The following is a 13,235-nucleotide window of genomic DNA, read 5'->3' on the forward strand; positions in this document are numbered from 1 at the left end:
GCGAGCAGACGCTCTGTCTGCTGATATACTATCATTTCCAGCCTTCCGAGATTGCCTGTCTGCTCATGGCGTCGCCACAGTCCATCACCAACATGCGAGTGAAGTTGCTGAAGCGCCTCTTTGGCGAAACCGGCGGTGCCAAGGATTTCGATCAGCACTTGTTGAGCTACTAATAGTGCTGCTTTTGCCATCTAATAGTGCCACTTTTGTCATCTAATAGTGGCACTTTTGCATCCATTCTAGAGTCTAGAAACACCATTTCTAGAGTCTAGAATGGGTTGTTTTAAAGTCTAGAAGTGGCAGTTCTAGAGTCTAGAAATGGCCGTTCTAAACTCTAGAACCAAAACTATAGTTTCTGTTCTAGCCCCTGGAACTGCCACTTCTAGCCCCTGAATCAACCACTTCTAGCCCCTGAATCAACCACATCTAGCCCCTGGAATGGCGCTGGCCAGGGGCTAGATGCGGAGCAAAACTTACCGAATTGCATCACAAAACCTACACTATTGCAATGCAAAACCTACACTATTGCAATGCAAAACCTACACTATTGCACCGCAATTCTTTTTCCACGCAGAATCTACTTTCCGATGCAGAATGTAAAATCTGTAAATATAAGTTACTGATAATCAGCGCATGCCACTCCAATTATGGGGGACAGATACTATGTCGAGGGACTTTTGTCCCTTCGTGTACCTCCAGGCTCTTATTCTGTCCCTTCAGCGTAGCTTAATATTATTGGCGAAGATAAAAGGTTTAGTTTAGGTTATAGATATTTAATATGGGGATAAACTAAACCGTTCATTGGTCAAGTATACCGACTTTCTCATCTCTTTCTTTTTTGACGGCAGAAATCAGAATCCTTTAATACAGATGTTTGGTTGCTAGGAAATATAAATTCGGCAACAAAATGTATTTATTGCCGAATTTATATAACCGTACAAAACTACCACACTTCTGTCAAATAGTAGTATGTTTGTACAGAATGGCGTTATAAAACTTGATTTAGTCAAGGGGTAATTTCTGCTAGTTCCATGATGTCTAACATTTTGAATAGGACTCCATCAATAGATGAATGCCAGCTTTGGTGAAAGTGACCGTAATACCAATGTGTAAGTGTTATGGTCTCTGCTCTCAATTTGGTATAGATTGCATCCATTGTCTCACGTTCCTTCTGTACATCATCTAACAGACTGTTGTCATATATTGCCCATTGCAGTAATCCATCTTTGTTCTGTAGTTCACAGAAAGATGGGGCAGTATGTGTCACTACTGTATCTATCTTATGCAAGTTGGTTATCTCAGATAATATGTCATTGTTGAAAACTGGAGCTTCATCTTGCCAATAATAGTTGGGTGAAAAAAGTTCATTGTCAAAAGAGTTATGGCTGTACCTATGTGCCTTTCTTTGATAGTGTTCCCATGCATCTATTCTTGGCTGACGGTCAACAGATATTGCTCCTCCAACACAGAGTATGGTGTGACCATTGGCTTTGACTACAGAGTAGTCGGGAATGCAAGTAAACCTTTTATGCCGGAATGTTTTTCCGTCAAAGTAAGCTGGATTGTCATGGTTGCCACGGATGAAAAGAAACCAGTTGTTGGATTCATTTACTCGCTTGGTATTGCGCTTGACAATATTCTCATAGTACCCTTTTCTTTCAAAGCCAAAGCCACAATCTCCTGCTACAATGACCAGAGTATCTTTCATCTGATATTGCACACAAACTTTATTCACGAGGAGATTGAAGTCCCCGTGAATGTCACCGCAGACAACAATACATTTACAGTCTGGGAAATCGTATGTATGGTACTTATTCATGTGCCAGAATCTCCCAATAAGGGCGTAAGGTGTCTTGTATGTGTGTCACAACATCCGAGAATGACATCTCCTCTTTCTTTGTAATCTTACGTAAAAAAGCCTGCCATCGAACTTGCATTTGTTGGTTGTTGGCAAAATCATCGCGGAAAAACATAGTGTTAGCATCATATGAAGTATGCCTGTTCTCAAATGTATGCACAATAGCTTTTTGTAGTATCTCACTGTCATATTTTTCTTTTGACAGCAGATGATATAGGTCGTAATAGTCTTTCATGCGGCTGCTTTGGTCTGCCAGATCAACCACTGCATGGAATTTCTCTGCAATAACTGTCTCAAGCGAGTAAGCCAGAATGTTTACAGCTGGCAGACTTTCAAGCAGAGTAGGATAGTCTAGATCTATTGGACTTGGGGTGACTACATCGCCAAAGCCGACGTCCATCGTCAATACTTGTGAAATTGTGTTCATTCTAACTGGTATGCTCAGTCGTATACCATGATAATCCTTGAACTCTGTGATATTCTGTGATGTAATATTTTCGACGTCATAGATAACCCCGTCTTCATCGCATGGAACGGAACAAATCTCTTTGAATGCTGCAACGATTGAAGTTCCTTCATTACTTATATTTTTTCCAAGGAAGTCTATATCCAATGTTGGGCGCGCTGCAAACTTTTCGTATGCATACATCAAAGCACCACCTTTCAGATAGAAGTTGTCGCGGTATCTTGTCTGTGACATTCTGTATAGCAGACGTTCTTGAAAGAAACGAGTCAGGATGGTTTGATGGAAGACATCTTCCTTTTTGGATATGTTCAACAGTTTGCTGCGGATAGATTTTCCGTAATTCTTTATGGCTTCGTTACTCATAGTTTAACTTGCAGATATTGTTCAAGAATCTTTCCCACTCTCAGTTTACGGGCGTAGTCCATCAACTTGCTTAGGTTTCTGTCTGGACGTTCAAGATAATTATTGATGATTTCGGAGCAGACATCCATACCAACTTTATTGCGAAACTTTACTGCATCGCACACACATCGTTCAACATCGTAGAGGCGAATATTGAAGCCATCAATTATCATCGAAATTACACCAATTTTTAGAAGATTTTCCGTATAATGATGAACCTCCATTCTTGGAAAAGAAGGAATAGAGACTTTTCGCCCTCTTTTGATGGCGATATGAAAAGCCTGTGGCATGGAAGTGGTAAGCTGATGAATGCTCCATGCTGACCAAAGGCATAGAATGCCTTCTGGAACAACGGCATTGATGTCAATCATGTTGCCACTGAGTTGGTCTATATTGGCATACACACCACGACGGACCTGGATAAGCTCTCCTTGCTTGGCACTCTCCAGCATCTTATAGTAAGCTGTTCTCCCTTGCTTTTTTACAGAGGCGGAAGAAAGATATGTATTCCGTTCTTTCATATTATTATCTTTGATAATCGGTACAAAGATACTACAAATATTTTTAATTGTAGTAGTTTTGTACGGATTTTGTTCTTTTAATGGCAAATTTTTATGTTTATTAAGATGTTCCGAATACAAAATCAACGTATCAAGTAATGATATTTTTATTACTTTTACAACAAAAAAGTTTCATTATAACAATTCAAAATGATAAAAAGGTTATAGCAATATAACCTTTCTGAGTACATTCTGCATGCTATTTCTGTCAGAATTCACAAATATTGCGAAGATGGAGATACATTTCTATAATAATTGGAGTATTCTATAGTTTTGCTATATAATCGAGAGATTCTTTCAAACATTATACATATCACTTTCCCACGCAGAAATTACTATCTGTAAATCTAATAGTGTTTTAGTCTTGGTTTTGTTCAGATAAAAAGTCGTTTTAATGTTTTTTTGTGGTATTCCGACAAAAAACGAGTGAATTGTAAAAAAAAGGTTGTAACGTTACAGCCTTTTAGAAATTATTTGTATTTTTGCAACACCAAACAATCAATCAATAAACCATAAAACATAAAAACCGCATGAGACTATACTTGTTTTTGCTGTCTTTTATTTCTATCAATGTCTTTGCAGACAGTATAGAACCTAACCTGAAATGGGGAAAACCTACCAAAGAAGAGCTGACGATGACAGAATATGCGCCCGACAAGGATGCAGACGCTGTGGTGTTGTGTCAACAGGTTAAAGTGTACTATCAGTTTCTGAATGACGATTTCCGTGTTTTCAGAGTTGTGAAAGGCCGTTTGAAGGTGTTGAAGCCTGAGGGAAAGCGTGTTGCAGATTTGAATGTGCCGATCTGGACCGATGAGGGCAATTCTCAGAACAACGAACTGGTTACTGGTTTGAAAGCCACAGCCTACAACCTGAAAGACGGCAAGGTGATAAAGACCAAGATGGACCATTCGATGGTGTTTAGAGAGCAGGTCAGTAGCACGGAAACACGTATTAAGTTCTCTGTCCCACAGGTGCAGGTGGGTACTGTCTTCGAATATGAATACACACTGGAGAGTGGGCTCTTCTTTGAACTGCGCGACTGGTATGCACAAAGCGATATACCGGTTCTCTATACTCAATATTCGTTGTCTGTTCCAGAATGGTTTAGTTTCCATATAGAAGAGACAGGAATAAACCGCCTGGAGAGAAAAACAGGTGCGGGCTCATTGCTTGTTGGTACGAGGGTGTTGACGACCAACGAGAATACTTTTGTTGGTAGGGAATTGCCAGCTCTGAAGAATGATGACTATATATGGCATGCGGAAGACTATGGCAACAAAGTGACCCACGAACTGCAGGGCATCTATATTCCTGGTGCTCTCCATAAGAACTTCACTTCAACATGGAACGACGTTGACAGACTGCTTCTCAACAACGAAGAATTTGGTGGCCGCATGAAAAGAAGCAGTCCTCTGAAAAACGAAATCATTGCTGCGGGAATACCGCAGATAGACAATGTGCAGCAACGTGTGGAAGCCACGTGGAAAATGCTGTGGAAGCGTGTGAAATGGAATGGCCAATATGCTTTCTGGGCAAAGTCGGGAGCAAGCATATTAAAGGAAGGCACGGGAAGCAATGCCGATATCAACTTCTTGTTTATCAACATGCTACGCGATGCCAATGTTGAGGCATCACCTGTTGTGCTGCGTCTGCGCAATCGTGGACTATTGCCAAGGACTCATGCCAGTTTGAAATACCTCTCGACCTTTATCGTGGGTATTCAGATGAACGATTCCACCATGTGCTTCTTTGACAGTTCTGCACACGATGGCTACTTGAATGTGTTGCCAGCATGCTTATATGTTAAACAGGCGCGAGTCATCCGAAAAGATCGTCAAGGACAATGGGTAAACTTGCAGCCTCTTGCACAGTCAACAGAGAATACCTTGATACAAGCCAGCCTTCGTGCAAACGGGGAACTGACTGGCGACATCACCAATTCGTGGAATGGCGAGGCCGCTGCCAATCTGCGCAGGCAATGGCATACGGGCAAGGACAGTGCTGACGTGATTTACCGGATGCAGGAGCGTATGCACAGCAACATCACCCATTACGAGTCGCAGGGCCTTCATGATTTCTCGCCGATTGTCCGTGAGAAAATCAATTTTGAAAAGCGATATCCATTGGCCGATAATAGGATATATCTTGATCTCTTGCCAATATATCCTTTTGGCGAGAATCCTTTTATTGCCGAGACGCGAATCCTGCCCGTGGAATTGCCTTACAAGCATCGTAAGACAATCAATATGAAGTTGAACCTGGCCGATGGTTGGCAAATAGAAGAGATACCAGATCCTGTTGTTGTGAGATATGATGGTATCACGGCTCGTATGATGGCTGCTCAGGAAGAAAATCAGTTGACTGTGGCGTTCAAACTGGACATACAGCGCACATTCTTCTCTCAGCAGGAATACCAAGCCTTGAGACTCTTCTTCGAGAAACTGGTGGAAAGCTGCAAAAATGTGATTGTGCTTAAGAAGGTGGAGAAATAAATCAAAGGATGGTATGAGAAAAAGGCTGTTTCTGCTTTTCATGATTTGTATTTCTGCTTCTGCTGTATATGCACAAAAGGCAGTTGTGGAAGAAACTGTTGTTGACGTGGAATGCAAGAGTGCAACGTATGCTGTCACACGATTTCGTGATGTGGTCACCATTCTCAATGCGCAAGGAGCTTCCCTCGCATCGTTTGCATGCTCTTGTGGTGGTGGGGATAAGCTGACCCACTTCAAGGGTGTGGTTGCAGATGGCTCAGGACGCATCATCAAGAAAATAAAGGAAGGCGAGTTGCAAAAGACCGAGTATTCTCCATATCTCGCGATTGACGAGTATAAGGTATTTTTTGACTATATGCCTCCTGTCTATCCTGTTACGGTGACTTATGAATGGACGATAGAAAGTCGAGATAATTTAATTGGATTTCCACGTTTTATGCCGCAGACAAGTTACGACATAAGCGTAAAGAAGGCTTCTTATAGGCTAAAGGCGCCTCAAAGCATGAATGTGCGTTATGCCTTGCAGAATATCAACAATCAGGTGAAGGTGGAAACTACTTCCGATGGAAGTCAGCTGTTTTCTCTTGACGTCTGCGATTTGCCTGTTCTAAGACAGGAATCCTATGCGCGCCCCTTTCACGAAAGAATCCCTATGGCATGGTTTGCACCAACGGATTTCGTTTATTATGGGACTAAAGGGAGTCTTTACGACTGGGACAACTATGGAAAATGGGTGTACGGTCTTATGAAAGACCTTGACGTGTTGCCAGACGAGGTCCGGACAAAGCTTCATCAGCTGACGGATACATTGGGAAGCGATAGGGATAAGGTGGAAGCCATATACCATTTGTTGGGCACGACAACCCGTTATGTGGCGGTGTTGTTGGGCATCGGAGGCTTGAAGCCTGCTGCAGCCTCCAGTGTGAGCAAGAGTGGCTATGGCGATTGCAAGGGCCTGTCGAACTACATGCGAGCCATGCTGAAAGAAGTGGGGATCCCTTCTTGTTATACAACGATCAGTACCGTCAATCGTCATCTCAGAAAGGATTTTGCCAGTATCGGACAGATGAATCATGTCATTCTGCAAGTTCCCCTTCGTGATGACACACTATGGCTTGAATGCACCAACCCGCAATTGCCAATGGGATACCTTCATCGAGACATCGCGGGACATGATGCCATAGAAATCAGTGAGCATGGGGGACGTCTCTTGCAATTGCCTACTTATCCCGATAGTGCCAACTTAATGCGGAGCACGATTAATGTCAGTCTCTCGGCAGAAGGTGCTGCAAATATGACTATCACACAACAAAACTGTTGCGGACGGTACGAGAACTATATGTTCATGCAGGGAATGAATAAGGAAGAACGCCAAAAGGTGGTACAGCAGATGGTCTATATGCCTCAAGCAGAGATTGACAAGATTGGTATACAAGAGGTGGGGACGGAAATGACGCTTAGCGTTGAGGCTAAAAGTAGAAAATATGCTACGCAGACGGGGCGTCGCCTCTTTGTGCCTATATGTCCTATTCACCGCGGGTATGGCATTCCTAATGGCGCAGAGGAACGTCATGAGGATATTCTGCTTAGGAATGGCTATTGCGACATTGATGAGATTACGCTCTCTATACCAGAAGGCTATACCATTGAATCACGCCCAGAAGATGTCAGGATTGAGTTGCCTTTTGCCTCTTTCACTTCTTCATTATGTAGTGACGGAAAAACCATTCAAGTGAAGAATCGTCTGCAGATGAAGTCTGGGACTTACGACAAGTCGCTCTATCCCCAATTTGTGGAATTTTTGCGCACCATCAACAGCGCTTATGGAAAGGCTGTTGTATTAAAGCAAAAAGACTAAGGTGTGCTCGGCACTTAAGTGCTGAGCACTGTTGTTTTCTATTTGTCTCATTCCCCTCCCCGCGGGCTTTTGTATTCGTCTCATTTGGGGCGGGGACTTTCAAAATCTGCAAAATGTGTTTCAAAATCTGCAAAAAAACTATTGCATGTTTCGCAGATTTTTCTTATCTTTGCCAACAGAACATAATACTTACCCGAAATCTATAACCTAATGAACATGACAGACATTATGAACTTTACACTCGTAGGGGTGGTGGCGCTGCTCACCATTCTCTGCTGCTGTTTATATTACGCCCTCAGCAGCCGCGACGAACGCCTGGACCGGCTCTCCGTAGAGAACCGCGACCTGAAGGACGTGATCCAGGACATGGAGCAGGAGATGCATGGGGGCGGCTGCCCACCCTGATGTCTTCGGCCACAGATCTGCAGATGTCTCAGAGATGGAGAAGAATTTCTAAACAACATACAATTTATTAATCCTTTAAAACTTAAAATTATGAGAAAAAACAAATTATTACTTCTGCTCGCGCTGCTCATGACGGCGGCGACGGGCGCGTGGGCCACTGACTACACGACGCTCGCAGTGGGCGACGTGATCAAGGTGGGCGACACATTTTCACCTACAGATGATGGTGCTATTAATGATTGGGGAGTTGATAACGGCAAAACCTACACGCTGATTCGTGCCGACATCGACAATGAGTACAATGTCACCGAAAAGACTGACGGAGCCTACTATGTTTTCAAGTATGTCTCGATTATGTCCTCCCCATACATACATTTCGATAAGGCTTTCGCAGTCACGGCTATCTCCGACGGACTTGAGGTGACTAATATTAAAACAGAAAAGGGATATCTACTCTTCACCCTCGCCCTGCATGAGTCCGCCGCCGCCGCTGGCTACACCGTTTCTCTGAAGGACGGCGTGAAGGATGCCGACAAGTGGACCATCAGCCCCAACCCCGCTGAGGAGGGCCAGACCGTGACGCTGCAGTACAACGGACGACTGAAGGTGAAGGGCGTGAAGGCTACAAGCGACGCGGCGGCGGCGGCGGTTCCCGACGGGGCCATCAGCGGTGTGTTCAGCGTCAGCGACTCGAAGCAGGTTTATTTCTCGAAGGGAAACCTGCGCTACGCATCGTCGAAGTGGAGCTTCTTCGACAACCAGTATGACTTTTACACCAGCTACAGCGCAGACGCATGGGACAAGTTCGGCTGGAGCACTTCTGCCACCGATTACGGTATGAATACTTCTACAAGCAACGGCGATTATTCCGGCGACTTCGTGGACTGGGGCGCAACGATGGGCGCAGGCTGGCGCACGCTGACAAGTGACGAGTGGGCATATCTGCTGAAGACCCGCAGTGCATCTACCGTGAACGGCACCGAGAACGGCCGCTATGCCAAGGCTAAGGTAAACGATGTGGGGGGCGTTATCCTCTTCCCCGACACCTATACTCACCCCGACGGCGTGGCGGCTCCGACAGGTGTCAACGCAACAGACGAGTATGGCTGGGAAGGCAACAGCTACACCGCTGCGGATTGGACTAAGATGGAGTCTGCCGGCTGTGTGTTCCTGCCGGCTGCAGGCTGCCGGTATGGCTCGGAGATGATCGGTCTGGGCTCGTACGGCTACTACGGGTCTGCTACGCCTGATGGCGCGGACTATGCGTACCGCGTGAAATTCAATTCGGGCAGTCTGGAACCCGCGAACAGCATCAATCGGTGCCTCGGGTGCAGCGTCCGCCTCGTTCAGGAGGCTACAAGCGAGGCGGAGCAGTCGGCGAAGCCCGCTGCTGCGGTGACGACGGCGCCGAAGGGTGCGGAGATTGTTGGCGTTGGCAAGACCACGGCGCTGGTGAGCGGTGGCGTGGCCGACGGCGGCACGCTGATGTATGCAGTGACCACGACGAACACGAAGCCTACCTCGACGGCTGGCTTCAGCGACGCGGTGCCCACGGCTAAGGACATCACCGCCAGTGGCAAGGTATATGTTTGGTATTACGTGAAGGGCGACGACACGCACTCCGACAGCGAGATTGCGGCTACGGCCATTGAGGTTCCCGTGGCCGACATCGTCGTATGGGACGTTACGAACATCAGCGACCTTGATGTCGCGGGCATCGAGTCATATGAGATGGAGGGCGTCAGGCTGAGTGCTAATGCCGCCGAGATATATGCCTGGTGGTATAATTCCGCAGCTCCGGAAATGGATGGCATCATCTTCTACGCGGACGAATCCGGCGGCTTTACCTTCACGGCACCGACCGGCAAGGCGTTCACAAAGATCGAGATGAAAGCCCTAGGTCCTGATGGTTGGGACAGTGCAAATCTCGGCACTGGATGGTCGTATAGTGGAGATTCTATGACAGAAATATATAAAGCCACGTGGACGGGCAGTGCCGCCTCGACGGTTAAGCTGCTGACGGGTACTGATTATTTCGAAGGCGCACGTGTGAAATGCATCGTGTTCTACCTGTCAAAGTAATCCCCCTCGCGCGCGTATATATATATAATGTATAAGGAAACGGATGGAGACGATGATGAGCTTTGCAGTCGATACAGAGCATGCCCGGAGGCAAAAAAGTGGCTTTGTAGTCAATACAGAGCACGCCCGGAGGCAAAAAAGGGGCTTTGTAGTCGATACAGAGCATGCCCGGAGGCAAAAAAGGGGCTTTGTAGTCAATACAGAGCACTCCCGGAGGCAAAAAGTGGCTTTGTAGTCAATACAGAGCACTCCCGGAGGCAAAAAACGGGCTTTGTAGTCGATACAGAGCACGCCCGGAGGCAAAAAACTCCATTTGTAGTCAATACAATCGATAATTAACAACAAAAAAAACGAAAAGATATGGCTTACACAGAAAGATTTAAGCAGATTGAGCCCTTTGTGGGCAAAATGCAGCGAGCTCCCCACGCCGCCCACCTCTCGTGGATGCAGCGGTTTCAGGAGCGCGTAGGGACGCTCATCGTGACCGAACTGGGACAGGACTGCCCGGCAATGATCGTCAGTCAGAACACGGCTCTCGTGGCCGCCGTACAGGCGGAGGACGAGGCCTACCGCACCATCACGCGCAGCCCGCTGTCGGACCAGATAGCCGAGGCGGACCAGGTGCGCGACAACACGTTCGTGGGTCTGCGCACCATGGTGGAGGCGCTGGGCCGCGTGGGAACGCAGGCTCAGAAGGAGGCCGCGCCCCGCGTGCTGCAGGCCATGCGCGACTATCAGGTGAACATCAGCGAGGGCTACGAGCTGGAATCGACCCACATCGCCCAGCTCATCCAGCAGCTCGAAGTGTCGCCCCTGTCGGACGACTGCACGACGCTCGCCGTCACCGCGCTGGTCGCCCAGCTGAAGACCGAGAACCAGCAGGTGCAGACGCTCATTGCCCAGCGCAACGAGCAGCAGGCCGGCATCGACGCGCAGGCCATGCAGAGGGCCCGTCAGGCCGCCGACCTGGTGTATGTGGAGACGGTGATGGTCATCAACGCCTTCGCCGTGGTGGAGCAGCAGCAGGGCGTGAGCCCCTACGACCACGCCATCGACGTGGTGAATCAGGACCAGGAGTACTACGTGCAGCAGGTGTTCCCGCGCGGCGTGAAGAAGCTGAAAATCACCGCCAACGTCTACTTCAGCTACTACCAGGGCGAGACCTGGCGCGAGGCCGTGGACGAGGGTCTGCAGTCGAACGAGGGCTGGACGGTGACGGCCGACGACGAGGTGCTCTACCAGCAGCGCCGACTGCTGGACAAGCAGGGCGAGCCCGTGGATGCCGCCACGAAGGTGGAGGCCGGACAGTACTCGCTGGAGGCCGAGGCGCAGCCGGCACCGGACGGCGGCGGGGATGTAACGCCGGTAACGCCCGAATGAGAAGACCCACCCCCTGCCCCTCGCCTGCTGAGGGAGGGGAGTGAATAGAATCAAGAACAAAGAAACATTAAAACATTAAGATTATGATACAAATTAAGAAAACAATACTGACGCTCGTCGCGCTATTAGCCGTGACGACGGGAGCGTGGGCAACCACCGTCACGTGGGTAACAGAAGACTTCTTTAACACCGGTAGTGCCGCATTTACCAAGTACGATGTGACCGTGACACCCAGTAATAACGATGCTCGTTATTCTAATTATTTCTATAAACATGGCGTTAATACCTTCACGAGCACGCTGGGCAACTTCACCAAGATTGAGATTGTCTTCAGGCCAAGCTCGTCACCTTTAAGTGTCAGCGGATGGAATTACGAGGTTATAGAAGCTGTCCAACCTGAACCTGAATATGATCCCGATTATTGGGAATACACTTCCAAACTGACATGGACAGGCGATGCCGAGAGCGTCAGCATCCAAGGATTAGTTGAGATTATTCAAAGCATCACCTTCACTATCGCCGAGCCCTCCTCCGGCCCCAAGGTCGCCTGGGACGAGGCCGAGAAGACCGGCACGTTCACCATGCCCGGCGGCAACGTGACACTGGAGCCCGAGTACTACCCGCAGGCCACCGTGGCTGACGGTGGTGTGACCGCTGCCGACGCTGACGCGCGCGCCACTACCGACGACCCGCTGGTGAAGGTGGACGCCACGAAGCTCACCGGCGCCAAGAAGCTGATGTACTTCGTCAGCAACAGCGGCACCACCGCACCCGCCTACGACGCTGAGGGCTGGACCGACCAGCTGCCCACCGCCAAGGGCTTCACCCAGCAGGGCATCGTCTATGTATGGTACTACCCCGTGGGCATTGACGAGGGCGTCGATGGCGCCACCGCCACCTACAGCGACGGCGACATCTGCCTGCAGTCCATCACCGCACGCATCGCCCCCGAGCCCACCTACGCCGTCACCTTCGCCGAGGGCACCGATCCCAACGAGTGGACCGCCAGCCCCAAAGCCGGCGTGAAGAAGGGCCAGACCGTCACCGTCACCTACACCGGCTCGAAGAAAGTCATCGGCGTGAAGGCCGAGAAGAAGAAGAGACCGGAATTCGTACCAGGCGCGACAATCCAGAATATAGAATCATTTGTCGAAGTCGAAAACAACAGGGATGGCACCATCACCCTCCACATGCCTACGCTGAACCCGTCGACATACAATGTAACCGGCAGTGGTTTTAGCAATGGTGAACACACACTGCATTTCGGCTATGAAAAAGGTAGTGGCACAAATATGTCCCCTATCGGAGCGAATATCATTGAATATAGCTGGGCCGGCCATACGCCTTTCAGCGAACTGGACAAAACCATTGACATTACTTCGGGGGAGCCGAGGGTGGCCATCCTGATTACAGGCCACGTACAATCTGCCACTTGTCCAGCGCCAGGCAAAGAACACTATTGGGGACTGTACCGCTACACCAACCCCGTGAAGGTGACCTACAACCTGGGCGGCGGCAGCGTCAGTGGCTCCACTGCCGACAAGGTGGAATACCTCTTCAGCGGCGATGCCCTTGCCACCACTTTCGCAGCACCCACACGTGAGGGCTACACCTTCGACGGCTGGTACACCTCTGCTGAAGGCGGCACGAAACTTACCGCCAGCAACGCTACCAGTGCCACCACCATCTACGCTCACTGGAACGCGATTGCCGAGTAACCCCCTCTCGC

9 protein-coding genes are annotated in these 13,235 nt (G+C 48.5%); 6 read left to right on the top strand and 3 right to left on the bottom strand.

Translation table 11 applies throughout. The annotated features are described in order from the left end of the window. Positions 1-1,006: 1,006 nt before the first annotated feature. Genes T496_RS0109665 through T496_RS0109675 form a run of 3 tightly spaced genes read right to left on the bottom strand, consistent with a single transcriptional unit; the run spans position 1,007 to position 3,178 of the window. On the bottom strand, positions 1,007-1,819 hold the full coding sequence (locus tag T496_RS0109665) for a metallophosphoesterase (RefSeq protein ID WP_027450571.1): 813 nt from the start codon (positions 1,817-1,819) through the stop codon (positions 1,007-1,009). After that, the gene (locus tag T496_RS0109670; protein ID WP_027450572.1) at positions 1,812-2,687 is read right to left on the bottom strand and encodes a nucleotidyl transferase AbiEii/AbiGii toxin family protein; all 876 of its coding nucleotides are present in this window, start codon (positions 2,685-2,687) and stop codon (positions 1,812-1,814) included. The genes T496_RS0109665 and T496_RS0109670 overlap by 8 nt, the downstream gene beginning before the upstream one ends. Further along, entirely contained in the window at positions 2,684-3,178 is a 495-nt protein-coding gene (locus T496_RS0109675; RefSeq protein ID WP_231478038.1) for a type IV toxin-antitoxin system AbiEi family antitoxin domain-containing protein, read from the bottom strand. The genes T496_RS0109670 and T496_RS0109675 overlap by 4 nt, the downstream gene beginning before the upstream one ends. Positions 3,179-3,816: 638 nt before the next feature. Here T496_RS0109675 and T496_RS0109680 point away from each other — a divergent pair. From T496_RS0109680 to T496_RS15155, 6 genes are all read left to right on the top strand, one after another. Continuing rightward, complete coding sequence (locus tag T496_RS0109680; protein WP_044111043.1) at positions 3,817-5,781, top strand: DUF3857 domain-containing protein; 1,965 nt, start codon at positions 3,817-3,819, stop codon at positions 5,779-5,781. Positions 5,782-5,794: 13 nt separating this feature from the next. Then, a complete protein-coding gene (locus T496_RS0109685) occupies positions 5,795-7,639 on the top strand; it encodes a DUF3858 domain-containing protein (RefSeq protein ID WP_155808824.1) in 1,845 nt (614 codons plus the stop codon). Positions 7,640-7,849: 210 nt separating this feature from the next. Next, on the top strand, positions 7,850-8,044 hold the full coding sequence (locus T496_RS0109690) for a hypothetical protein (RefSeq protein ID WP_027450576.1): 195 nt from the start codon (positions 7,850-7,852) through the stop codon (positions 8,042-8,044). Between the two features lie 90 nt (positions 8,045-8,134). Continuing rightward, positions 8,135-10,126: a hypothetical protein gene (locus T496_RS0109695; protein ID WP_155808826.1), complete on the top strand. Its 1,992-nt coding sequence runs from the start codon at positions 8,135-8,137 to the stop codon at positions 10,124-10,126. 360 nt (positions 10,127-10,486) lie between these two features. Continuing rightward, entirely contained in the window at positions 10,487-11,506 is a 1,020-nt protein-coding gene (locus T496_RS0109700; RefSeq protein WP_155808828.1) for a DUF6261 family protein, read from the top strand. Positions 11,507-11,589: 83 nt separating this feature from the next. Then, positions 11,590-13,224: an InlB B-repeat-containing protein gene (locus T496_RS15155; RefSeq protein WP_197018947.1), complete on the top strand. Its 1,635-nt coding sequence runs from the start codon at positions 11,590-11,592 to the stop codon at positions 13,222-13,224. Positions 13,225-13,235: the final 11 nt, after the last annotated feature.

This window comes from Xylanibacter brevis P6B11, assembly GCF_000621825.1.
GTDB lineage: Bacteria > Bacteroidota > Bacteroidia > Bacteroidales > Bacteroidaceae > Prevotella > Prevotella brevis.

Bases quoted from the DNA above. Each gene is read 5' to 3' on its own strand.
- T496_RS15155 (WP_197018947.1), top strand. From the start codon at position 11,590: ATGATACAAATTAAGAAAACAATACTGACGCTCGTCGCGCTATTAGCC.
- T496_RS0109700 (WP_155808828.1), top strand. From the start codon at position 10,487: ATGGCTTACACAGAAAGATTTAAGCAGATTGAGCCCTTTGTGGGCAAA.
- T496_RS0109690 (WP_027450576.1), top strand. From the start codon at position 7,850: ATGAACATGACAGACATTATGAACTTTACACTCGTAGGGGTGGTGGCG.
- T496_RS0109685 (WP_155808824.1), top strand. From the start codon at position 5,795: ATGAGAAAAAGGCTGTTTCTGCTTTTCATGATTTGTATTTCTGCTTCT.
- T496_RS0109675 (WP_231478038.1), bottom strand. From the start codon at position 3,178: ATGCTGGAGAGTGCCAAGCAAGGAGAGCTTATCCAGGTCCGTCGTGGT.
- T496_RS0109670 (WP_027450572.1), bottom strand. From the start codon at position 2,687: ATGAGTAACGAAGCCATAAAGAATTACGGAAAATCTATCCGCAGCAAA.
- T496_RS0109695 (WP_155808826.1), top strand. From the start codon at position 8,135: ATGAGAAAAAACAAATTATTACTTCTGCTCGCGCTGCTCATGACGGCG.
- T496_RS0109665 (WP_027450571.1), bottom strand. From the start codon at position 1,819: ATGAATAAGTACCATACATACGATTTCCCAGACTGTAAATGTATTGTT.
- T496_RS0109680 (WP_044111043.1), top strand. From the start codon at position 3,817: ATGAGACTATACTTGTTTTTGCTGTCTTTTATTTCTATCAATGTCTTT.